The following is a 22,416-nucleotide window of genomic DNA, read 5'->3' as shown; positions in this document are numbered from 1 at the left end:
TGGAGGTCAGCGCTTGGGCAGCGGCGGAGCCGCCACGAGGCGCGTGCCGGCTAGCGCGTCGTGCCAGAACTGGCGCTGGGGGTGGAAGCGGCTCAGGATGGCCCAGACGGCGACCCAACCGGCCACGATGACCGCGTCCTGGGCGCCGGGCAGGTTGAGCGGCGCCAGCGCGGCCAGCGGCGGCAGGAACCAGAGCCAGCAGCAGATGTAGCGCAGCACCGCACGGCCTTGCGACAGCGGCCGGCCGGCGGTGTCGACCACCCGGATGTGCCAGGTCTTCATGGCCAGGGTCTGGCCGCGACTCCAGAACGCCGCGAAGTAGATGCCGAACACCACGAACAGGAACGCCTGCAGGAGGGGGCGGCGGGAGTCCATGCCGCTGCGCACCTGCGCCAGGGTGCTGAACAGCCAGCCGGCGACGAAGACCACGGCGAACAGCAGCATGCCTTCATACAGCCAGGCCGCCATGCGGCGGGGCAGCGGCGGCGCGGTGAGGTCGGGGGCGATGGGGGCGGGCGCTGCCGCGCTGCCGGGGTGCTTCGGCGATTCGGTCATCCGGGCAGGGAAATCAGTTGGCCTGGGGGCCTGGCACGCCATGCGGCGCCGGCTGGTGCGGCGGATGGGCTTCCGCGAGCGGGCCGGCGACGATGCGCGGCGCCTTGGCGTCGGCGCTGCCGCGCGGCACGTTGGCGAGCTTCTGGGCTGGCACGGGGCGCACGGCCGCGGCGGTGGGAGGGGTCTTGCCGCCGGCGCCGGCGGCAAGCTTGTGCTTTTCCTCGGGCGACAGCGCCTGGTAGGCCTCCCACTTGGCCTTCTTGTCATCGGGCGACAGGCCCTTGGCCTCGCCGAAGTTCAGGCGGGCCTGGGTGCGCTGCTGCGGGCTGAGGGCGACCCACTCGGTCATGCGGCTGTGGAGCTTGTCCTGCTCGGCCGGGGGGAGCGCCCGGTAGTTGCCGGACATGGCGATCCACTTGCGCTTCTGCGGCTCGCTGAGCGTGGGCCACTGGGCGGCCAGCGGCTTGAGCGCCTGCTGCTGGTCGGCCGTGAGCTCGGTCCAGGCAGGCTTGGTGTCGACGGCGCGCGACACCGGACGGCCAGCTTGCGGCCGCGGTGCGGCAGGCGCCAGGGCTTGCGGGCCGGCCGATGGCTGCGGTTGCTGGGCGGCGGCCGGGCCGTGCCAGGCCACGGCGGCTCCCAGCACCAGGCTGGCAGTCAGGGCGAGCAGCGGGAGCCGGCGGTCGACAGCCGGGAGAGGGGAAGCGGGGTGGCCCTGCATGCGCGAGCCCGCCTTCAGTCGCCGGCCTTCAGGAATTGGACGAAACCGGGGTCCGCGTAGGCGGACGGGGGCAGGTCGTCGATGAGGAGGGCGGCGTCGACGTCGGCCAGCTCCCGTGCCCGGCGCTCGTTCTGGACGACGTGGATGGTCACCAGGCCGGCGAGCAGGACGATGAGCGGCAAGGCGGAAGCGATGCGCTGCCAGAGGCTGAGGTTGTCGTCGCCGCCGCCCAGGGTGGCCTGGCCACCGGCCGACACGGCCACGACGCCGGTGCGCACCGGCTGGAGGCTGGAGACCTTGCGGCGGGCGACGGCCTGCATGCGGGCGGCGCGCAGCCGCTCGCCCAGGTCGTGGGGCAACTGCGAGGCGCCCTCGTCCAGCCGGGCCGCCACGCGGCGGCCGAACTGGTCCTGGCGGGTGAGTGCCAGCGTGGGGGCGGTGTTCGTCATAGTTGTAATCCCTTTGCCTTCAGTGCCTTGCTGAGGGCCTGGACTGCCCGCGAGCAGTGCGTCTTGACACTGCCCTCGGAACAGCCCATGGCCGTCGCCGTCTCGGCCACGTCCATGTCCTCCCAGTAACGCATCAGGAATGCTTCGCGTTGACGCGTGGGCAGGGCCTGGATCTCCGTCTCGATCTCTCGCAAGATCTGAGCCCGGCGGGTGGCGTCCTCGGCGCTCTCCGACTGCTGAGAGTCGTCGTTGACCGCATAAGTTTCCAGCAGGTCGAAATCTCCGTCATCCGACGCCGATTCGAAATCGCTCATGTTGGAGAACAGCGCGTTGCGGGTCTTCTGGCGCCGGAACCAGTCGAGGGTGCAGTTCGACAGGATGCGCTGGAAGAGCATCGGCAGCTCCGCCACCGGCTTGTCACCGTAGTGCTCGGCCAGCTTCATCATGCTGTCCTGGACGATGTCCAGGGCGGCCTCTTCGTCGCGCACGTGGTAGACCGAGCGCTTGAAGGCCCGCTTCTCGACGCTCCGCAGGAAGTCGGACAGTTCTCTTTCGGTGGCCAAGGAAGGTGCCGCCTTGGGCGGCTGTTTGTCTCGACGCGGTCTGGAATGCACGCGTTTCGGGCGGGGATTATGGCATCCGGCGGTTTGCTGTCGGGTTGGCGCGGGCGGGCCGGTGCCATAATGCGCGCTGCAAGTCAAAAGGCAAACGAGCCCGGATCCGGTGTCGCGATTGGCGCACCCATGGCCCGAGGTTCTAAGTCCCGACGCGGCCCCACAAGGGCTGGCGAAGGGGCACCCCAAGGTTCTTGGTCCTCCAAACCCGAAAGGTTGAACATGGAAATCAGCAAGGCGGAGCTCACCTCCGCGGCGGCCGCCACGGCCGGCACCCCCTCCCATCCGGCGTCCGCCTCCACCCCGCAGGACCTGCGCGGCGCCGAAGTCCTGGTCAAGTCGCTGCAGGCCGAGGGCGTCAAGTACGTCTGGGGCTACCCCGGCGGCGCCGTCCTGCACATCTACGACGCGTTCTACAAGCAGGACACCATCCAGCACGTGCTGGTGCGCCACGAACAGGCGGCCGTGCACGCCGCCGACGGCTACGCCCGCGCCACGGGTGACGTCGGCGTGGCCCTGGTGACGTCCGGCCCCGGCGTGACGAACGCGGTGACCGGCATCGCCACGGCGTATATGGACAGCATCCCGATGGTCATCATCACCGGCCAGGTGCCGGTGGCCGCCATCGGCCTGGACGCCTTCCAGGAGTGCGACACGGTCGGCATCACGCGCCCCATCGTGAAACACAACTTCCTGGTCAAGGACGTCCGGCAGCTGGCCGACGTGCTCAAGAAGGCCTTCCACATCGCGCGCAGCGGCCGCCCCGGGCCGGTCGTGGTCGACATCCCGAAGGACGTCTCCTTCAACAAGACCCCCTGGACTGGCTACCCGGACAAGGTGGAGATGCGCTCGTACAACCCGGTGCGCAAGGGTCACGGCGGCCAGATCCGCAAGGCCCTGCAGCTGCTGCTGGCGGCCAAGCGGCCCTACATCTACACCGGCGGCGGCGTGGTGCTGGGCAACGCCACCCAGGAGCTGCGGCAGCTGGCCGACCTGCTCGGCTACCCCTGCACCAACACGCTGATGGGCCTGGGCTCCATCTCGGGCCACGACCCCAAGTTCCTGGGCATGCTGGGAATGCACGGCACGCTCGAGGCGAACAACGCCATGCAGAACTGCGACGTGCTGCTGGCGGTGGGCGCGCGGTTCGACGACCGGGTCATCGGCAACCCGAAGCACTTCGCGCAAAACGAGCGCAAGATCATCCACGTCGACATCGACCCCTCGAGCATCTCGAAGCGGGTGAAGGTCGACATCCCGATCGTCGGCGACGTGCGCGAGGTGCTGGCCGAGCTGATCGCCATGCTGAAGGAATCGCCGGTGCGGCCCGACAAGGACGCGCTGGGCGCCTGGTGGGAGCAGATCGACGCCTGGCGCAAGCGCGACTGCCTGCGCTATGACCGCAAGAACCAGGACGTCATCAAGCCGCAGTACGTCATCGAGACGCTGGCGGCCCTGACGAAGGACGTCGACACCTACATCACGTCCGACGTCGGCCAGCACCAGATGTGGGCCGCGCAGTACTTCAAGTTCGCCGAGCCGCGCCGCTGGATCAACTCCGGCGGCCTGGGCACGATGGGCGTGGGCATCCCCTACGCGATGGGCATCAAGCTGGCCCGGCCGGACAGCGAGGTGTACTGCGTCACCGGCGAGGGCTCGGTGCAGATGTGCATCCAGGAACTGTCGACCTGCCTGCAGTACAAGACCCCGATCAAGGTGGTGTCGCTGAACAACCGCTACCTCGGCATGGTCCGGCAATGGCAGCAGCTCGATTACGAGGGCCGCTACAGCCACAGCTACATGGACGCTCTGCCCGACTTCGTGAAGCTGGCCGAGGCCTATGGCCACGTCGGCATGCTGATCGAGCACGCCCGCGACGTCGAACCGGCCCTGCGGGAAGCGCGCAAGCTCAAGGACCGCACCGTGTTCATGGACTTCCGCACCGACCCGACGGAAAACGTGTTCCCCATGGTCAAGGCCGGCAAGGGCATCACGGAGATGCTGCTGGGCAGCGAAGACCTCTAACCAGCCCCGTCATTCCCGCGCAGGCGGGAATCCAGCGCATCTGCCCTGGACGCCCTGGATCCCCCTTCCGCGCGGGGATGACGGCCCAAGACGAATCTATTGGTCGCCGAGCCTGCCCATTACCGTGGGCAGGGGAGGGCGCCGAAAAGAGGAATCGAGAATGAAACACATCATCGCCGTGCTGCTGGAAAACGAACCCGGCGCACTGTCCCGCGTCGTCGGCCTGTTCTCGGCCCGCGGCTACAACATCGAGTCGCTCACGGTGGCCCCCACGGAGGATGCATCGCTGTCGCGCATGACCATCCAGACGACCGGCTCCGACGACGTGATCGAGCAGATCACCAAGCACCTGAACCGCCTGATCGAGGTGGTGAAGGTGGTCGACCTGACCGAGGGCGCCTACACCGAGCGCGAGCTCATGATGGTGAAGGTGCGCGCCGTCGGCAAGGAGCGCGAGGAGATGAAGCGCATGGCCGACATCTTCCGCGGCCGCATCATCGACGTCACCGAGAAGAGCTACACCATCGAGCTCACCGGCGACCAGTCCAAGAACGACGCCTTCCTCGAGGCGATCGATCGCACGGCCATTCTCGAGACGGTGCGCACCGGCGCCAGCGGCATCGGCCGTGGCGAACGCGTGCTGCGCGTCTGAGCCCCATCACTCCCACCGGATATCAACAGGAGAGACCATGAAGGTTTATTACGACAAGGACTGTGACCTCAGCCTCATCAAGGGCAAGACGGTTGCCATCATCGGCTACGGCTCGCAAGGCCATGCGCACGCGCAGAACCTGAACGACAGCGGCGTCAAGGTCGTGGTCGGCCTGCGCAAGGGCGGCGCCTCCTGGCCCAAGGTCGAGAAGGCCGGCCTGAAGGTCGCCGAGGTGGCCGACGCGGTGAAGTCCGCCGACGTCGTGATGATCCTGCTGCCCGACGAGCAGATCGCCGCCGTCTACAAGAACGACGTCGAGCCGAACATCAAGCAGGGCGCCTCGCTGGCGTTCGCGCACGGCTTCAACGTGCACTACGGCCAGGTCGTGCCCCGCGCCGACCTCGACGTCTGGATGGTCGCTCCCAAGGCGCCCGGCCACACCGTGCGCAACACCTACACCCAGGGCGGCGGCGTGCCCCACCTGGTGGCCGTGCATTCCGACAAGAGCGGCAAGGCCCGTGACCTGGCCCTGTCGTACGCGATGGCCAACGGTGGCGGCAAGGCCGGCATCATCGAGACCAACTTCCGCGAAGAGACCGAGACCGACCTGTTCGGCGAGCAGGCCGTGCTGTGCGGCGGCACCGTGGAGCTGATCAAGGCGGGCTACGAGACGCTGGTGGAGGCCGGCTACGCGCCCGAGATGGCCTACTTCGAGTGCCTGCACGAGCTCAAGCTGATCGTCGACCTCATCTACGAAGGCGGCATCGCGAACATGAACTACTCGATCTCCAATAACGCGGAGTACGGCGAGTACGTCACCGGCCCGCGCATCATCACCGACGAGACCAAGAAGGTGATGAAGCAGGTGCTCAAGGACATCCAGACCGGCGAGTACGCCAAGAGCTTCATCATCGAGAACCGCGCCGGCGCCCCGACGCTGCAGTCGCGCCGCCGCCTGAACGGCGAGCACTCAATCGAGGTGGTGGGCGAGCAGCTGCGCGCCATGATGCCCTGGATCAAGAAGAACAAGCTGGTCGACCAGACCCGCAACTGACGTCGCACGCGAGCGGCGCTCGCACGCGAAGTCATCCCGGCGAAGGCCGGGATCCAGCGAAAGCCGCCTTCCGGCGGCTTTCGTCGTTTTCGTGCCGCAGGGCAGCCCTTACACTCGCCCCCATGCATGACGGCACGGAATCGGAACAGACCCCGCAGGACGGGGTGGTGGTGCGCAAGCGCCGCAAGGGCATCTACATCCTGCCCAACCTGTTCACGCTGGCGGCACTGTTCGGCGGCTTCTATGCGGTGGTCATGGCCATGAACCAGCGCTTCGACATGGCTGCCGCCGGCGTGTTCGTGGCGATGGTGCTGGACAGCCTGGACGGGCGCGTGGCCCGCATGACCAACACGCAGAGCGCCTTCGGCGAGCAGATGGACTCGCTGTCCGACATGGTCTCGTTCGGCGCCGCGCCGGCCCTGATCGCCTACGAGTGGGCGCTCAAGGGGCTGGGGCGCTGGGGGTGGATCGCGGCCTTCGTCTATTGCGCCTGCGCTGCGCTGCGGCTGGCCAGGTTCAACGTCAACACGGGCGTGGTCGACAAGCGCTACTTCCAGGGGCTGCCGTCGCCGGCGGCCGCGGCCCTGGTCACCGGCTTCATCTGGCTGATGAACGACTACCAGGTCAAGGGCTACGAGGTGGCGTGGACCATGTTCGCCTTCGCGCTGTTCGCGGGCCTGACCATGGTGACCAACGTTCCGTTCTACAGCTTCAAGGACGTGTCGATGAAACGGAGCGTGCCGTTCGCGGTCATCGTCCTCATCGCGCTGGGCATCGCCGTCATCAACATCGACCCGCCGGTGGTGCTGTTCGTGCTGTTCTGCCTGTACGGCGTCTCGGGCTATGCGCTCTATGGCTGGCGCAAGGCCAAGGGCATCCAGACCAGCGTGATCAGCACCTCCACCGACGAGCCGGACGAGCGGGGGCTGCACCGCTAGCGGTTCCCGCCGCCCCTGTGCTACAGTCGCGCCCATGAACCGCATCGCGCTGGCCCTACTGCTAATCCCCCACGGGCGGAGTCGGTAGCGCGCGCGCAAGAACACCTCACTCGACGGCCCGTTTGCACCAGCAGCGGGCCGTTTTTCTTTGGGGCTGCTGGTTCACCACCGAGACGAAAGACGATCCCATGTCCATGTTGAAGAATCCCGCCAGCAAGTACCGCCCCTTCGCGCCGGTGCGCCTGGCCGACCGCACCTGGCCGGATGCCGTGCTGACCCGTCCTCCCGTGTGGTGCAGCGTCGACCTGCGGGACGGCAACCAGGCCCTGATCGAGCCCATGGACATCCCGCGCAAGCTGCGCATGTTCCAGACCCTGGTGCAGATCGGCTTCAAGGAGATCGAGGTCGGCTTCCCGTCCGCCTCCCAGGTCGAGTTCGACTTCGTCCGCAAGCTGATCGACGAGGACCTGATCCCGCGCGACGTCACGATCCAGGTGCTGACCCAGGCACGTGAACCCCTCATCCGCCGCACGTTCGAAGCCCTCCAGGGCGCGCGCCGGGTCATCGTGCACCTGTACAACGCCACCGCGCCGGTGATGCGCAAGGTGGTGCTGGGCCTCGACGAGGACGGCATCGTCGGCCTCGCCACCTCGCAGGCGCGCCTGTTCAACGAACTGGCCGCGCAGCAGCCGGGGACGGAGTGGGTGTTCCAGTACTCGCCCGAGATGTTCTCCGGCACCGAGCTCACGTTTGCCAAGCGCGTGGTCGACGCCGTCATGGACGTCTGGCAGCCGACGCCGCAGCGCAAGTGCATCGTCAACCTGCCCTCGACGGTGGAGCATTCCACGCCGAACATCTTCGCCGACATGATCGAGTGGATGCACCGCAACCTCGCGCGCCGCGACAGCCTCGTGCTGTCGGTGCACCCGCACAACGATCGCGGCACCGGCACAGCCGCCGGCGAGTTCGCGGTGATGGCCGGGGCCGACCGTCTCGAGGGCTGCCTGTTCGGCAACGGCGAGCGCACCGGCAACCTCGACCTCGTGAACGTCGCGCTCAACCTCTACAGCCAGGGCGTCCATCCGGGCCTCGACTTCTCCGACATCGACGAGATCCGCCGGACCGTCGAGCACTGCAACCAGCTGCCGGTGCACCCGCGCCATCCCTATGTCGGCGAACTGGTCTACACGTCGTTCTCCGGCTCGCACCAGGACGCGATCAAGAAGGCATTTGCGGCCCGCAAGGACAGCGATCTCTGGGACATGCCCTACCTGCCGCTCGACCCCAAGGACCTGGGGCGCAGCTACGAGGCGGTGATCCGGGTCAACAGCCAGTCGGGCAAGGGCGGCATTTCCTACCTGCTCGAGAGCGAATACGGCCTGGAGCTGCCGCGGCGGCTGCAGATCGAGTTCAGCCAGGTGGTGCAGGCGGTGATGGACGCCAGCGGCAAGGAGCTGAGTGCGCGCGAGATCCATGAGCTGTTCACACGCGAGTACGGCCTGGCGGAGATCACCGCGCCGCGCCATCAGCTGGTGGAGCAGGCCGGCGCGGACGGCACGCTCGTGAAGCTGTCGGCCGACCTGGTGGTCGCCGGGCGCTCGCTGCAGGTGCAGGGAGCTGGCAACGGGCCGATCGACGCCTTCGTCGAGGGCCTGGCCGCGGCCACCGGCCAGGTCGTCCGGGTGCTCGACTACCACGAGCACGCCATCGGCTCGGGGGCCGATGCCAAGGCCGTCGCCTACCTCGAGCTGCGCATCGGGCACAAGACGTTGTTCGGCGTCGGGATGGATGCGAACATCGTGTCGGCGTCGCTCAAGGCCATCGTGTCCGGCCTGCAGCGGGCCGTCGGGCGGACCACCGGACAGGAGGCAGCATGGCAGACCAACTGATCATCTTCGACACCACCCTGCGCGACGGCGAGCAGTCGCCGGGCGCCTCGATGACGAAGGACGAGAAGCTGCGCATCGCGCGCCAGCTCGAACGCCTGAAGGTCGACGTCATCGAGGCCGGTTTCGCGGCCAGCTCGAACGGCGACTTCGAGGCGGTGCAGTCGATCGCCGGGGCCATCAAGGACTCCACCGTCTGTTCGCTGTCGCGGGCCAACGACCGCGACATCAGCCGCGCGGCCGAGGCGCTGAAGGGGGCGGTCCGCTCGCGTATCCACACCTTCATCGCGACCTCGCCGCTGCACATGGAGAAGAAGCTGCGGATGTCGCCCGAGCAGGTGCTCGAGCAGGCCAAGCTGTCGGTGCGGTTCGCACGCAACCTCTGCGGCGACATCGAGTTCTCGCCCGAGGACGGCTACCGCAGCGACGTCGATTTCCTCTGCCGCGTGCTGGAAACCGTCATCGCAGAGGGCGCCACCACCATCAACGTGCCCGACACGGTGGGCTACGCAGTCCCCGAGCTGTACGGCAACTTCATCAAGACCCTGCGCGAGCGCATCCCGAACTCGGACAAGGCCATCTGGTCTGTGCATTGCCACAACGATCTGGGCATGGCCGTCGCCAACTCGCTGGCGGGCGTGAAGATCGGCGGGGCGCGGCAGGTCGAGTGCACGATCAACGGCCTGGGTGAGCGGGCCGGCAACTGCTCGCTCGAGGAAGTCGTCATGGCCGTGAAGACCCGCAAGGACTACTTCGGGCTCGAGGTGGGCATCGACACGCGGCACATCCTGCCGGCCAGCCGCATGGTCAGCCAGACCACCGGCTTCGTGGTGCAGCCCAACAAGGCGGTCGTGGGCGCGAACGCCTTTGCCCACGCCAGCGGCATCCACCAGGACGGCGTGCTCAAGGCGCGCGACACCTACGAGATCATGCGGGCCGAGGACGTGGGCTGGTCCGCCAACAAGATCGTGCTGGGCAAGCTGTCGGGCCGCAACGCCTTCAAGCAGCGCCTGCAGGAGCTCGGCGTCCAGCTCGACAGCGAAAGCGAAGCCAACGCAGCGTTTGCCAAGTTCAAGGAACTGGCCGACCGCAAGAGCGAGATCCTGGACGAGGACATCCTGGCACTGGTGAGCGACGAGGCGGTGACCCAGCACCAGGAAACCTTCCGTCTGGTGTCGCTGCGCCAGCACAGCGAGACCGGCGAGCGGCCCCATGCCGAGGTGGTGTTCACTGCCGAAGGCAAGGAGGTGCGCGGCTCGTCCGACGGCAACGGTCCCGTCGATGCGTCCCTGAAAGCCATCGAAAGCTACGTGAAGAGTGGCGCCGAAATGGTGTTGTATTCCGTCAACGCCATCAGCGGATCGACGGAGAGCCAGGGCGAGGTGACCGTTCGGCTGCAGAACGCCGGGCGGGTGGTGAACGGCGTCGGCGCCGACCCCGACATCGTCGTGGCGTCGGCCAAGGCTTACCTGAGCGCCCTCAACAAGTTACAAAGTAAAGCTGAGCGGGTGGCTGCACAAGGTTAGGGTTGTGTCCATATAATTCGGCGCACGATGAGGAACCATTCCTAAGTCGTTGATGTTGTGCAGTTTTTACCGGGTCATGCCCCCCGGTAACCAAGGGCCACAAGGAACCGTGGATATGCACCAAGCGCCGAATCTTGTGAAGAAGACCCTGAACCGATTGTTGACTGCCTTGACGGCGGTCGCCCTGGCGGCTGCGCTCCTGCCCGCCGTTGCGGAAGCTGCACCCCGCAAGGTCGTCAAGAAGCCGCGCGTCGCCAAGACCGTCGTCGCCACCAAGCGCCGGCCCGTCATCATGGCCGCGGCGCGCCCCTCGTTCGGCCAGCTGGCCGGCCTGCACGGCAAGGACGAACTCGACCTGCGCTCCAGCGTGGCCCTGGTCATCGACCAGGACACCCGCGAGGTGCTGTTCTCCAAGAACGACCAGGCCGTGCTGCCGATCGCGTCGCTCACCAAGCTCATGACGGGCCTGGTCGTCAGCGAAGCCAAGCTGCCGATGGACGAGGTCATCACGATCACCCAGGACGACGTCGACACCGAAAAGGGCAGCAGCTCGCGCCTGCGCGTGGGCACCACGCTCACCCGCGCCGAAGCCCTGCACCTGGCGCTGATGTCCAGCGAAAACCGGGCCGCGCATGCGCTGGGCCGCACCTATCCCGGTGGCCTGCAGACCTTCGTGTCGCTGATGAATGCCAAGGCCCATGTGCTCGGCATGAAGGACACGCAGTACGTCGAGCCCACGGGCCTGTCCAGCCGCAACCAGTCGAGCGCGCAGGATCTCGCCACGCTGGTGAACACCGCCTACCAGGATCCCCAGCTGCGCGAGTACTCCACGTCGCCGAGCTACGAGTTCGCGGTCGGCAAGCGCACCCTCCAGTACAACAACACCAACCGCCTGGTGAAGCACCCGGACTGGGACATCGGCCTGCAGAAGACCGGCTACATCTCCGAAGCCGGGCAGTGCCTCGTCATGCAGGCCAAGGTGGCCGGCCGCAAGCTGATCATGGTGTTCCTCGATTCCGCCGGCAAGTTGAGCCGCATTGCCGATGCCGAGCGCGTGCGCCGCTGGGTCGAGTCGAATGCCCCGGCCGCGACGCCTGGTACGCCCGCCACCTCGGCCGTCGTGCGGCAGGTCAACGGATAAGGCCGCAGCGCTCGCGGCAACAGCAAAACGGCCCCGTCGGGGCCGTTTCCCTTTGGAGCCTCAGGCCGCTTTGGCCGGCGCCGCCGCGGGAGGGGGCCGATGTCCGAGCGACGTCGAGATCTCGTTGGCGGTGGTCTGCAGCTTGGTGAGCCAGCCTTCGTCGAGCCGGTCGGCCGGCGCGGAGATCGACAGGCCCGCGATCAGCTTGCCCTGGTCGTCGTAGATGCCGGCCGCCATGCAGCGCACGCCCAGCTCCAGTTCCTCGTTGTCGCGGGCGATGCCGTACTGGCGTGCCTTCGACAGTTCGCGCTCGAGCACCGGCAGCTGCGTGATGCTGTTGCGCGTGTGGCCCGACAGGCCGGTTCTCGTGGCGTAGGCACGCACCCGCTGGGGATCGTCGGCGGCCAGGAACAGCTTGCCGGTGGAGGTCAGGTGCAGCGGCGCGCGGCCGCCGATGGCGCGCACGACCTGCATGCCCGAACGCTCGCTGTAGGCGCGTTCGACATAGATGATCTCGTCGCCTTGCCGGACCGACAGGTTCACCGGCTGCTGGATCTGCTTGTGCAGTTCGCGCATCAAGGGCAGGGCTGCATCCCGCACGTTCAGGCGTCCTTTGACCAGGTTGCCCAGTTCCAGCAGGCGCATGCCCAGCCGGTAGCTGCCGGCTTCGGGCCGGTCGACGAAACGGCCGACCGCGAGATCGTTGAGGATGCGGTGGGTGGTGGAGGGATGCAGGCCGGTCTTCTCGCTGATCTCCTTCAGCGACACCGCCTCCTCGCGCGCGGCGAGGACGTCGATCACCGAGAACATGCGCTCGATGACCTGGATGGTGGGGGTGGCGGCCGGGCCGCTGTCTGGCTTTCTCATGGGAACGTCCGGATGCGTCCCATGATTTTACTTTGTGAAATTAAGCCGTGGAAGGCGGAACGTTGGTCCACGTGCCTTCGTGCAACACCTGGTGCGGCTGGAAGCGCGCCTTGTAGTTCATCTTGGCGCTTTCGCCGATCCAGTAGCCCAGGTAGACGTGCGGCAACTTGAGCTTGCGCGCCTGGTCGATCTGCCAGAGGACGCTGTAGGTGCCATAGCTGGCGGTGCTGTCGGGTTCGTAGAAGGTGTAGACCGCCGACAGGCCGTCCCCCAGCACGTCGAGGATGGACACCATGCGCAAGGCGCCGGGCGAACCGTCGGGCAGGGTGTCGCGGAACTCCACCAACCGGGAGTTGACGCGGCTCTGCAGCAGGAACTGCGTGTACTGGTCGATGCTGTCGTGGTCCATGCCGCCGCCCGCATGGCGGCCGCTCTGGTAGCGCAGGTACAGCTGGTAGTGCTCGGGCACGAAGCACAGCTTGAGCACCCGCGCCTGCAGGTTGCCGTGGCGGGCCCACGCGCGGCGCTGGCTGCGGTCAGGCTTGAACTGCGCCGCCAGCACCCGCAACGGCACGCAGGCGCGGCAACCGTCGCAGTACGGCCGATACGTGAACATGCCGCTTCGCCGGAAGCCGCTGGTGACCAGGTCGGAGTACGCGTCGTTGTGGATCAGGTGGCTGGGCGTGGCCACTTGGGAGCGGGCCTGCTTGCCCGGCAGGTAGCTGCACGGGTAAGGCGCCGTCGCGTAGAACTGGAGGGTCTGGAGCGGAAGGTCCTTGAGGTGCGTCACGCGGCGCTCTTCGTCTTCGGCAACAGGGGGAGTTCGCGCCAGTATACGGGCTCGTATCGCCAGTGCGGCGCGGCCTGCTCGGCGCGTTCGGCCACTCCCGCGACGAAGTCGGCGCGCGGGATTTCGCGCGCCCCCAGCGACGCCAGGTGGCGCGTGTTCTGCTGGCAGTCGATGCGGTCGATGCCTTGCACGCGGCAGAAGGCCACGAGCGCGGCCAGTGCGATCTTGGAGGCGTCCGGCATGCGGGTGAACATGGACTCGCCGAACACCGCCTTGCCGAAGTTCACGCAGTACAGTCCGCCGGCCAGCTGGCCGTCGATCCAAGTCTCGACGCTGTGCGCGTTGCCCGCGGCGTGCAGGCCCTCGTAGGCCTGCACCATCTCCGCCACGATCCAGGTCCCGGACTGGCCTTCGCGCGGGCTGGCGGCGCAGGCGCGGATCACCTCGGCGAACGCGGTGTCGAAGCGGACCTCGCAGCGTCCGGACGCCAACAACCGCTGCAGCGTCTTGCGGAAGGAGCGGTGCAGGACGAACTCGTCCGTGAACAGCACCATGCGCGGGTCGGTGCTCCACCACAGGATGGGTTGGCCTTCGCTGAACCAGGGGAAGATGCCGCCGCGATAGGCGCGCTCCAGCGTCGACACATCCAGTGCGCCACCGGCCGCCAGCAGCCCGGGCGCCGGCTGCGACGCGTCCCAGGCCTTCGATGCCGGTGGGAACCGGTCGCCGGGTTCGAGCCAGGGCAGTCGCTTGACGGGCATGCCGGTCGGGGTCTCAGCTTTCGCGGGACGGCCGCTGCCGCTGGATGGTCGAGATGCGCGCGTCGTTGCACGTCACCACCAGGGCCGGGAAGCTGGCATGGCTGGAGGTGTTGGAATACGCCGCGTTCATCGCCGCGTCGATGCCGAGGTTGGGGAAGCTGCGATTCAGGATGGGCATCGGAACCGACAGTTCCGACAGGGGGAAGCATAGCTTGCGCAGCCGCGCCGCACCGGCCGGGCTGATGGTATAGGCCGGGATGCCGAAGCATTTGTCGAGTCGCAACGCGAGCACCGGGTCGCGCAGGGCCTGGAAGGCGTCGAGCGAGCCGCGCATCGCAGCCTGGTCGAAGACCATGGCCGCCGGCGACACGCCCGGCATCGCGTGGACGGACAGCACCGAGTCGAAGTTCCAGCCCCACAGCATGAAATCCCAGCCGACCGGCAGCCCGTCGAGCAGGCGCTGCGCATGGTCGGCGAAGTCGTGCCGGAACACGGCGTCGTCCTCGGCCACGGTCAGGGGCCGGCCACCGTCGATGGCTTCGCCCCAGAGTTGCCAATGCGACAGGGCGGCGCCGTAGGCACCCGGCGTGTACGTCCTTGCCAGGCCCGGCGCGAACAGGCCGGTGGCGGCAATGTCCTCGGGCGTCAGGCGCGCCCCATCCACGGCATCGAAGAACGTGCAGGGCAGATGGCCGTTGCGGGCGAGGAAGGCCTGGCGCCGCTCGGGCGTGCGCTGCAGGCTGATCACGCGGATGGGGAGCAAGGGGATCGGGTCTCTCGACGGCCGGGGTGGTGCGCCGATGGTAGCGAAGACAGCGCGACCGTCGAGTTCGGGGCGGGAATCGAGGGCTGCATCGGCGAACGGCGCCGTGATGTCGAGCCGCCCGGATTTTTTGCGTTCGACTTGCTGACGAGGTCGCGCAAAAGCCGGTTATACTCGTGGGCTGTTCCCCGATAGCTCAGTCGGTAGAGCGCCGGACTGTTAATCCGTAGGTCCCTGGTTCGAGCCCAGGTCGGGGAGCCAAGAACAGCAAGGCCCCGCACGCAAGTGCGGGGCCTTTGTCTTTGTGGCGCTTCCTCGCCCTGCGCGGTCCAGCCTGCCGCTGCCGGCCTGCGCCGTTCACCCCAAACGCGCGCCGTCCGGCTGGCCTTGGACCTTGGTCGCATTGCCCGTCTTGCAGGGGTCGCGCACTGTGGAGGCAGCGTCATTGCCTGCCCGCAGAGGACTCCATGGCCGACTTCCCCACGACGGACGACCGGGATCGGCTCCGTGCTGCGGCGGTCCGCGGGGTCGGGCGGCGACGCGCCGAGCCGATCGTGGACATCCGCGCCTGAACGGCATTCCCGCCTGGAGATCCCGGATGACGACGCTGTCCGCCGCCCGTACCTACAACCAGGTCCACGTGCCACGCCGGTTCGCGCGCGGCAAGCGCCGCATCAGCATCTACTGGACGTGGAGCTATGGCTGGGAGAGCAACCGCGAGTTGATGCAGTTGGACAACCGGTTCGCCACGATGACGGAATTCCGCCGCGCGGCCTGGCCGGCCTACGAGGGATGGCAGTGGAGCGACGCTGCGTTCCTGCAGGGCATCGCCGGCACGCTGGAACTGCTGCACCGATCGGCACAGCAGTTCCAGGCCGTCGCGGGCGAGGCGACGGGCCAGCCGGTCGCGGTGTTCCAGCGCATCGACCAGGCCGGCTACCGGCAGCCGCTCGACGAACGGGTGCTGGCCGACGCCGACACCCTGCTGGTCTTCGGCATGGACCACCTGGCCTGCGGCGACGAGGCCTCGACCGGGGAGATCGCCGCGATCAAGGAGTGGCTCGAGCGCGAGGGCACCTGCCTCGTGTTGGCGCCGCACCACGACGTGGGCTTCAGCGACGATCCCGAGATGCGGCAGCAGGAGTACCTGCACCACGGCGACCCGGTGGTGCCGAGGCAGCAGCGCTTCAGCTGCTACACGCGCAGCCTGATGAAGGCGCTGGGCATTCCGGTGGTCAACCGCTGGGGCCTGCGGCCCGCCGTGCTGCCGGGCGCGCGCACGCCGATGCCGCTCACGGCCGACCGGGACATCGACCAACTGGGGTTGCTGAACGGGGTGACGTCCCTGAACTTCCATCCCCACCTGCCGCACTATGAAGTGCTGGACCCCGGCAACAGCCTGATCAGGGTGCTCGGCCGCCAGCCGGTCGACACCACGCGGCCGCACCCGTTCGTCACGGCCGGCAACACCGAATTCAATGCGCTGCTCTGGATCGCGCCGAACGGACAGCGTGCCGGCGACGTCGTGATGGTGGACGTGGCGCATTTCACGACACTCTCGGGCCGCACGCCCAGCCTCGAGACGTTCTGGCGCAATGTCGCCGCGATGCAATAACGGGCCGGCGCCGGCCGGGGCCGCTCAGGACCTGGCGGCGATGAGCGAATCGATCACCCGGGCCAGGGTGACGGTGGGCACCGGCGTGACGAGGTAGGCGTCGCCGCCCGCGCGGCGCCCTTCGTCTGCGTCGAACTCGCTGACGCACACGGACGAGACGTGGACGATGGGCAGGTTCGCCGTCGCCACCTGGGCGCGCAGCGCCCGGCAGACCTGGCGGCCGTCCAGGTCCGGCAGGAAGACGTCCAGCACCATGGCATGGGCGCGCACGGCAAGTTCCATCGCCTCCTTGCCGGTCGACGCCTCCAGCACCTTGAACCCGGCGGCGCCCAGCCCGCGCGCCGTGGCGTAGCGGCCGGCCGGGTTGTCGTCGACCACCAGCACGGTCTGGTTCTGGCGCTGCGCCGGCACGTGCGTGGTGGCGGCATTGAGCGCCGCATGCAGTTGCTGGAACGGCACCGGCTTGACCAGGTGCAGGTCGATGCCGGCGGAGGTCGATCGCTCCCGTTCCTGGGGCATGCCGTAGCCGGTCACCGCGACGATCATCATGCCGGCGGTGCGTGGATCGGCCCGCAGGATGCGGGCCACCTCGTAGCCGCTCATCACGGGCAGCCCCAGGTCCAGGAACATCACGTCGGGCTGGAAGTCGCGCGCGATGGCCACCGCGTCGGGGCCATTGCGCGCGGACCGGACCTCGCACCCGGCGCCGGACAGCAGTTCCACCATCGTCAGCAGGCAGTCGTCGTGGTCCTCGACGACGAGGACTCGCGTCTTCTCGAAGGGGGCCGCAACGCTGGACGAGCTAGACATGGCATCGTGGTTGTAAGTCGATTCACGCCTGCGCGCAAGGTTGAAGTGCACGTTTTCGCCGGACGGCGCGTCGCATCGCCGCCCGCAACCTCATCCATTGAGGCATCCCCATGACGGCTGCGGCCTTGGCGCGGGTGCGGTCGCGACGGTGTGTCACAATGCCTGCGCTCCGGGGTGTACGCGATAGCGTGCTGAGATCCAGACCCGTGAACTTGAACCGGTTCAGACCGGCGTAAGAAGAGCACCCGCCAGGGCCGTCGGCCATGGCGCACCGTCCTTCGGAGCACCTGCCATTTGCGCAAAGGAGGCTCCATGATCCCGATTGCCAGCACCGCGAGAGGCCGTCCATGAACGGTCCGCAGCGCTTCCAGTATCCGCGCGTGCTGTCCATCGCCGGGTCCGATTCCGGAGGCGGCGCAGGCGTGCAGGCCGATCTCAAGGCGATCGCCGCGCTCGGCTGCTACGGCATGACGGCCATCACGGCGCTCACCGCCCAGAACACGCTCGGCGTGCGGTCCATCCATGCCGTGCCGCTGGACATCCTGGCCGACCAGATCGATGCGGTGGTGGAAGACATCGGGGTCGATGCCGTGAAGATCGGGATGCTGCATTCCGCTCCCACGGTGCAAGCCGTCGCCGCCGCGCTCGATCGCCACGCGTTGCGCCAGGTGGTGCTCGACCCCGTGATGGTGGCCACGAGCGGCGCCACCCTCATCGATCCGGCCGCGGTCGCCTCGCTCGTGCGCGAGCTGTTCCCGCGGGCACTGCTCGTCACGCCCAACCTCGACGAGGCGGCGCTGCTGGTCGAACGGCCGCTGCGAACCGAAGCCGACATGGAAGCCGCCGCCCGCCAGCTGCTGGCGATGGGTGCGAACGCCGTCCTGCTCAAGGGCGGGCACCTGCAGGGCGACACGGTCAGCGACCTGCTGCTGGCCACCGGCGCCGCTCCCGTGTGGCTGCGCCAGCCGCGCATCGCCACGCCCAACACCCACGGCACCGGCTGCACCCTGTCCAGTGCCATCGCCGCCTCGCTCGCCCTGGGGGCTGGCCTCGAGCAGGCGGTGCGCCAGGCCAGCGACTACGTGCGGTCGGCGCTGCGCGCCGGCGCCGAGGTGCGCACCGGCGCCGGCAGCGGTCCCCTGAACCACGGCCACGCACCGCGGCCGATGCAACTGTGCCCCCTCGCATGACGCACCCGGTGCCGCCCCTCCTGCAGCCGGTCGTCGATCGCCTGCTCGCCTTCCTCGCGCAGGAGGGCTGCACCGACGCCGAATTCGACGCCGTCGCCGCGGAGCTGTTCGCCTTCCAGTTCGCGAACGACGAGCCCTACCGGCGCTTCTGCCAGCGGCGCGGCATGGCCCCGCACCGCCTGCAGGGGTGGCGTCAGATCCCGCCGGTGCCGATCAGCGCGTTCAAGGACGCCACGCTGACCTGCGTGCCACCGGCCGACTGCGAACGCATCTTCATGACCAGCGGCACCACGCGCGGCGAGGTGAAGGGCCGCAACCACCACCCGACCATCGCGGTGTGGGATGTCTCCATGCGCCGCAACTTCGAGCGCCGCTTCCTGCAGGGCGCGCGGCAAATGCCCATGGTCCTGCTGTTCCCGGACGAGGCCGAGTTGCGCAACTCCTCGCTGGCGCGCTACCTCTCGCTGGCGGCCCGCACCTTCGGCGCGCCGGGCGGCCGGTCGTACGTGAGCGTGGCCAGCGGCCTCGACGTCGACGGCGTCTGCGCCGCCCTGGCCCAGGCGCAGGCCGGCGGGCAGCCGATCGCCATCCTCGGCGCGAGTGCGAGCTTCGTGCACCTCCTGGACGCCCTGCAGGCGCGCAGCCTGGCCTTCGCCTTGCCCGCGGGCAGCCGCATCCTGGACACCGGCGGCTACAAGAACCAGTCGCGCGAGCTGGCGCCGGACGCGTTCTACGACGCGCTGGTGCGCGCGTTCGGCGTGCCGCGCGAACGCTGCATCAACATGTACGGCATGACCGAGCTCAGCTCGCAGTTCTACGACGACGGCAATGCCGTCGTGCCCTCGGTCAAGTCCGGCCCGCACTGGGTGCGCACCCGCGTGGTGGACCCGCTCACCGGCCGCGACGTGCCGGCCGGCCAGCGCGGCGTGCTGGCGCACTGCGACCTGGCGAACTTCAATTCGGCCACCGCCATCCTGACCGAGGACGTGGGCGTGGCCACGGACCACGGCTTCCTGCTGCTCGGTCGGGCGCAGGGTGCGCAGGCCAAAGGCTGTTCGCTGGCCGTGCAGGAGTTCCTGGAGGCGGCCCGCGCATGACCGACCGCCTGCGTGCCGGCCACCTGCCGGGGCTGGATGCCGCCGACGTGCAGTGGCGCGAGCTGCGCTTTGCCGCCCACGGGCGCGAAGCCGTGGTCGAGGTGCCCCTGCTCACGGAGGCGCAGATGCAGGCCCTGGCCCGCCGGGTCGGGCGTGCCGCGCAGGAGACGCTGCACCGCATGCCGGTGGACGCCATCATCGACGTTGTCGACCGCGCCGTCGCGCGCCTGCTCGACCCCGCCGACCCCGTGCGCCGGCGCCTGGACGACCTGCTGCCGGTGGTCACCGGCTACGACCCCGAGATGGTGCGGCTGGGCCTGACCGCCTACCTGCAGGCGTTCCGCGCACCGCAGTTGCGCCGTTTCGTGGCCCAGGACTTCGCCAACCCCAAGGTGCTGGACGGCTTCCAGCCCGCGGTGAAGGGCGGTGCGGTGCGCGCCTTCGGGCCGCGCGTGCTGGCCCACGGCTGGGCCGGCAACGTGCCGGGGCTGCCGCTCTGGAGCCTGGCGTGCGGCCTGCTGGTGAAGGCCGGCAACGTCGGCAAGCTGCCCAGCGCGGAGCCCGTGTTCGCCAGCCTGTTGGCACGGCTGCTGGCCGAGGTGCACCCGCCGCTGGCGGACTGCCTTGCGGTGGTCTGGTGGAAGGGCGGCGAGGCCGGCCCCGACGTGGCGCTGTACCGCGAAGCCGAGGTGGTGCTCGCCTATGGCGGCAACGCGGCGCTGCGCGAGGTGCGCGAGCGCGTGCCCGTGACGACGCGTTTCCTGGGGTACGGCCACAAGCTCGGCCTGGCCCTGGTGGGCCGCGCGGCGCTGGACCGCCAGCGCGGCCCGGCCGCGGCGCGGCTGGCGGCGCTCGACGTGGTGCGCTTCGAGCAGCAGGGCTGCTACTCGCCGCATGCCCTCTACGTGGAGCGGGGCGGCGCCATGGCCCCGCGCGACTTTGCCCAGCACCTGGCCGGCGAACTGGCGAACCTGGAGCAGCGGCACCCGCGGCGGCACCTCTCGCTCGCCGAATCGGCCGGCGTGGCGGGCTGGCGCCAGTCGGCCGAATGGCGCGCGCTGGCCGGGCAGGGCGGCGAACTGTTCGGCGACGAGCAAGGCCCCTGGGCGGTCGCCTACAGCGAGGCACCCCAGCCCTTCGCGCCGTCGGCCGGCCATCGGTGCGTGCAAGTCAGCGCCGTCGACGCGCTCGACGACGTGGTGCCGCTGGTGCAACCGCATGCCGCCGTGCTGCAGACGCTGGGCCTGGCGGCCGACCCGTCCGAGCTGCACCGGCTGGCGGACGTGTTCGGCCAGGCCGGCATCACCCGCATCGCGCCGCTGGGCGCGATGACGCAGCCGGAAGCCGGCTGGCACCACGACGGCCGCTTCAACCTGGCGGACCTGGTGCGCATCGTCGAGATCGAACAGGCGGCCGAGCGCGCCGCCGACCGCCTGGCTCCGTATGCGCAGGAGGGGTCGCCGTGAGCTTCCTGCAACTGCAAGGCGTGTCGTTCGGCTACCCCGGGTTCCCGCCGGTGGTCGACGACGTCTCGCTGTCGGTGGGGGCCGGGGAGATCCGCTGCCTGGTGGGCCGCAGCGGCTGCGGCAAGACCACGCTGCTCAAGCTCGCGGCCGGCCTGCTGGCGCCGGCGCGCGGCCGGGTGTTGCTGCGCGGCGCGGCGCCGGACGACCGGCGCGAGGTCGGCTTCGTGTTCCAGTCGGCGACCCTGCTCGACTGGCTGACGGTGCGCGCCAACGTGCTGCTGCCGGTCTCGCTGCAACGGCGCCCCGCCCGGCAGGACGAGCAGGCAGCCGATGCGCTGCTGGCGCAACTGGGCCTGGCCGGCTTCGGCCCGCGCTACCCGCGCCAGCTGTCCGGCGGCCAGCAGAGCCGGGTCGCGCTCGCCCGCGCCTTGCTGCTGCAGCCGCCGCTGCTGCTGCTCGACGAGCCGTTCGCCGCGCTGGACGCCATCACCCGGGAGGAACTGCAGCGCGACCTGCTGCGGGTGGTGCGCACCGGCGGCACCTCGGTGCTGTTCGTCACGCACGACATCGCCGAGGCGGTGTTCCTGGGCGACCAGGTCTCGGTCATCGCCGGGGGCCGGCTGGTGCGCACCGTCGATGTCGCTCCCGAGGCGCGCACGCGCGACACGCCGGCTTTCGGCCGCGCCTGCGCCGACGTGCGCGAGGCCCTGGGCCTGGAGGAGGCGGCATGCGCGTGAGCCCACGCGACCGGCTCGCCAGCCTCGCGCTGCTGGCGGCGCTGCTGGCGGCGTGGGAAGCCGCCGCCCGCGGGTTGTCGCTCTCGGCACTGGTGCTGCCGCCGCCCAGCGCAGTGCTGGCCGCCCTGGGCAAGGGACTGGCCAGCGGTTACCTGTGGCCGCACCTGCGCGCCACTGGCAGCGAACTGCTGCTGGGGCTGCTCCTCGGTTGCGGCATCGGGTTCGCCGCCGGCGTGGTGCTGGCCGAGCAGCCCGCGCTGCGCCGGCTGCTCATGCCCTACGTGGTGGTGAGCCAGGTCGTGCCCAAGCTGGCGCTGATGCCGCTCTTCATCATCTGGTTCGGCTTCGGCCAGACATCCACCGTGGTCATCACCGCGCTGATCTGTTTCTTCCCGCTGATGGAGAACACCATGACCGGCCTGGCGCAGGTGCCGCCCGACCGGCTCGAGCTGTTCCGGATGCTGGGCGCGAGCCGCGCCCAGACGCTGTGGCGGCTCAAGCTGCCCAGCGGCCTGCCGTCCGTCCTCGCCGGCCTGCGCATCGCCGTCGTGCTGGCGCTGGTCGGTGCCGTGGTGGGCGAGTTCATCGGCGCCAGCCACGGCCTGGGCGCGCTCATCATCGCGGCGCAGGGCAGCATGGACACCGCGCTGATGTTCGCGGTGCTGGTGCTGATCTCCGTTCTCGGCCTGGCCCTCTACCAGGCGACCGTGCTGCTCGAGCGCCGCCTGCTGCGTCCCTACACCCACTCCGCCTGACCGC

At 69.1% G+C, this 22,416-nt stretch carries 22 protein-coding genes and 1 tRNA gene; 14 read left to right on the top strand and 9 right to left on the bottom strand.

Features of this window, described 5'->3' with window-relative positions; genetic code table 11:
* Positions 1 to 6 precede the first annotated feature (6 nt).
* The 4 genes from GON04_RS17050 to GON04_RS17035 are packed head-to-tail and all read right to left on the bottom strand — an operon-like array spanning position 7 to position 2,288.
* Positions 7 to 555 (bottom strand): RDD family protein, encoded by a 549-nt coding sequence (locus GON04_RS17050; RefSeq protein WP_255481745.1) that lies wholly within the window; start codon positions 553 to 555, stop codon positions 7 to 9.
* A 13-nt stretch (positions 556 to 568) separates the two neighbouring features.
* Entirely contained in the window at positions 569 to 1,276 is a 708-nt protein-coding gene (locus tag GON04_RS17045) for a DUF3106 domain-containing protein (RefSeq protein ID WP_157399244.1), read from the bottom strand.
* Between the two features lie 14 nt (positions 1,277 to 1,290).
* On the bottom strand, positions 1,291 to 1,725 hold the full coding sequence (locus tag GON04_RS17040) for a DUF3619 family protein (protein WP_157399243.1): 435 nt from the start codon (positions 1,723 to 1,725) through the stop codon (positions 1,291 to 1,293).
* The gene (locus tag GON04_RS17035; protein ID WP_157399242.1) at positions 1,722 to 2,288 is read right to left on the bottom strand and encodes an RNA polymerase sigma factor; all 567 of its coding nucleotides are present in this window, start codon (positions 2,286 to 2,288) and stop codon (positions 1,722 to 1,724) included. Before GON04_RS17035 ends, GON04_RS17040 begins: the two co-directional genes overlap by 4 nt.
* Before the next feature lie 273 nt (positions 2,289 to 2,561).
* On the opposite strand from GON04_RS17035, the gene GON04_RS17030 reads away from it, so the two are divergent.
* The 7 genes from GON04_RS17030 (at position 2,562) to pbpG (ending at position 11,561) form a co-directional block, all read left to right on the top strand.
* Entirely contained in the window at positions 2,562 to 4,364 is a 1,803-nt protein-coding gene (locus tag GON04_RS17030; RefSeq protein WP_157399241.1) for an acetolactate synthase 3 catalytic subunit, read from the top strand.
* A 160-nt stretch (positions 4,365 to 4,524) separates the two neighbouring features.
* Entirely contained in the window at positions 4,525 to 5,016 is a 492-nt protein-coding gene (gene ilvN, locus GON04_RS17025; protein ID WP_013901625.1) for an acetolactate synthase small subunit, read from the top strand.
* Positions 5,017 to 5,053: 37 nt separating this feature from the next.
* Entirely contained in the window at positions 5,054 to 6,070 is a 1,017-nt protein-coding gene (gene ilvC / locus GON04_RS17020; protein ID WP_157399240.1) for a ketol-acid reductoisomerase, read from the top strand.
* 122 nt (positions 6,071 to 6,192) lie between these two features.
* A complete protein-coding gene (pssA, locus tag GON04_RS17015) occupies positions 6,193 to 7,008 on the top strand; it encodes a CDP-diacylglycerol--serine O-phosphatidyltransferase (protein ID WP_157399239.1) in 816 nt (271 codons plus the stop codon).
* A 194-nt stretch (positions 7,009 to 7,202) separates the two neighbouring features.
* A complete protein-coding gene (gene leuA / locus GON04_RS17010; protein WP_157399238.1) occupies positions 7,203 to 8,897 on the top strand; it encodes a 2-isopropylmalate synthase in 1,695 nt (564 codons plus the stop codon).
* Positions 8,882 to 10,420, top strand: coding sequence for a 2-isopropylmalate synthase (locus GON04_RS17005; protein WP_157399237.1), 1,539 nt, complete (start codon positions 8,882 to 8,884; stop codon positions 10,418 to 10,420). Before leuA ends, GON04_RS17005 begins: the two co-directional genes overlap by 16 nt.
* A 115-nt stretch (positions 10,421 to 10,535) precedes the next feature.
* Positions 10,536 to 11,561, top strand: coding sequence for a D-alanyl-D-alanine endopeptidase (gene pbpG / locus GON04_RS17000; protein WP_157399236.1), 1,026 nt, complete (start codon positions 10,536 to 10,538; stop codon positions 11,559 to 11,561).
* Between the two features lie 60 nt (positions 11,562 to 11,621).
* Here pbpG and GON04_RS16995 read toward each other — a convergent pair whose 3' ends face one another.
* Genes GON04_RS16995 through GON04_RS16980 form a run of 4 tightly spaced genes read right to left on the bottom strand, consistent with a single transcriptional unit; the run spans position 11,622 to position 14,742 of the window.
* A complete protein-coding gene (locus GON04_RS16995; protein WP_157399235.1) occupies positions 11,622 to 12,428 on the bottom strand; it encodes an IclR family transcriptional regulator in 807 nt (268 codons plus the stop codon).
* A 40-nt stretch (positions 12,429 to 12,468) separates the two neighbouring features.
* Positions 12,469 to 13,218: an arginyltransferase gene (locus GON04_RS16990; RefSeq protein ID WP_181653621.1), complete on the bottom strand. Its 750-nt coding sequence runs from the start codon at positions 13,216 to 13,218 to the stop codon at positions 12,469 to 12,471.
* On the bottom strand, positions 13,215 to 13,979 hold the full coding sequence (gene aat, locus GON04_RS16985; RefSeq protein ID WP_157399234.1) for a leucyl/phenylalanyl-tRNA--protein transferase: 765 nt from the start codon (positions 13,977 to 13,979) through the stop codon (positions 13,215 to 13,217). Before aat ends, GON04_RS16990 begins: the two co-directional genes overlap by 4 nt.
* 13 nt (positions 13,980 to 13,992) lie before the next feature.
* A complete protein-coding gene (locus GON04_RS16980; protein WP_157399233.1) occupies positions 13,993 to 14,742 on the bottom strand; it encodes a glycosyltransferase family 25 protein in 750 nt (249 codons plus the stop codon).
* Positions 14,743 to 14,927: 185 nt separating this feature from the next.
* Here GON04_RS16980 and GON04_RS16975 point away from each other — a divergent pair.
* Both GON04_RS16975 and GON04_RS16970 read left to right on the top strand, forming a co-directional pair.
* Positions 14,928 to 15,003, top strand: a tRNA-Asn gene (locus GON04_RS16975).
* Between the two features lie 337 nt (positions 15,004 to 15,340).
* Positions 15,341 to 16,357, top strand: a complete 1,017-nt coding sequence (locus GON04_RS16970; protein ID WP_157399232.1) for a hypothetical protein — start codon at positions 15,341 to 15,343, stop codon at positions 16,355 to 16,357.
* A 24-nt stretch (positions 16,358 to 16,381) separates the two neighbouring features.
* Here GON04_RS16970 and GON04_RS26835 read toward each other — a convergent pair whose 3' ends face one another.
* Positions 16,382 to 17,167 (bottom strand): response regulator, encoded by a 786-nt coding sequence (locus GON04_RS26835; RefSeq protein WP_157399231.1) that lies wholly within the window; start codon positions 17,165 to 17,167, stop codon positions 16,382 to 16,384.
* Between the two features lie 347 nt (positions 17,168 to 17,514).
* On the opposite strand from GON04_RS26835, the gene thiD reads away from it, so the two are divergent.
* The 5 genes from thiD to GON04_RS16940 are packed head-to-tail and all read left to right on the top strand — an operon-like array spanning position 17,515 to position 22,412.
* Positions 17,515 to 18,357, top strand: a complete 843-nt coding sequence (gene thiD / locus GON04_RS16960; protein ID WP_157399230.1) for a bifunctional hydroxymethylpyrimidine kinase/phosphomethylpyrimidine kinase — start codon at positions 17,515 to 17,517, stop codon at positions 18,355 to 18,357.
* Positions 18,354 to 19,454 carry a LuxE/PaaK family acyltransferase gene (locus GON04_RS16955; protein WP_157399229.1) on the top strand — a complete coding sequence of 367 codons (1,101 nt, stop codon included), beginning with the start codon at positions 18,354 to 18,356 and terminating at the stop codon, positions 19,452 to 19,454. The genes thiD and GON04_RS16955 overlap by 4 nt, the downstream gene beginning before the upstream one ends.
* Positions 19,451 to 20,920 carry an acyl-CoA reductase gene (locus tag GON04_RS26830; protein ID WP_157399228.1) on the top strand — a complete coding sequence of 490 codons (1,470 nt, stop codon included), beginning with the start codon at positions 19,451 to 19,453 and terminating at the stop codon, positions 20,918 to 20,920. Before GON04_RS16955 ends, GON04_RS26830 begins: the two co-directional genes overlap by 4 nt.
* Complete coding sequence (locus GON04_RS26825; RefSeq protein ID WP_338050993.1) at positions 20,917 to 21,657, top strand: ABC transporter ATP-binding protein; 741 nt, start codon at positions 20,917 to 20,919, stop codon at positions 21,655 to 21,657. The genes GON04_RS26830 and GON04_RS26825 overlap by 4 nt, the downstream gene beginning before the upstream one ends.
* Positions 21,648 to 22,412 (top strand): ABC transporter permease, encoded by a 765-nt coding sequence (locus GON04_RS16940; protein ID WP_157399227.1) that lies wholly within the window; start codon positions 21,648 to 21,650, stop codon positions 22,410 to 22,412. The genes GON04_RS26825 and GON04_RS16940 overlap by 10 nt, the downstream gene beginning before the upstream one ends.
* Positions 22,413 to 22,416: the final 4 nt, after the last annotated feature.

Source organism: Ramlibacter pinisoli (genome assembly GCF_009758015.1).
In the GTDB taxonomy this organism is placed as follows: domain Bacteria; phylum Pseudomonadota; class Gammaproteobacteria; order Burkholderiales; family Burkholderiaceae_C; genus Ramlibacter; species Ramlibacter pinisoli.
The sequence above is the reverse complement of the archived record's forward strand: the minus strand, read 5'-3'. Positions and strand labels throughout refer to the sequence as shown.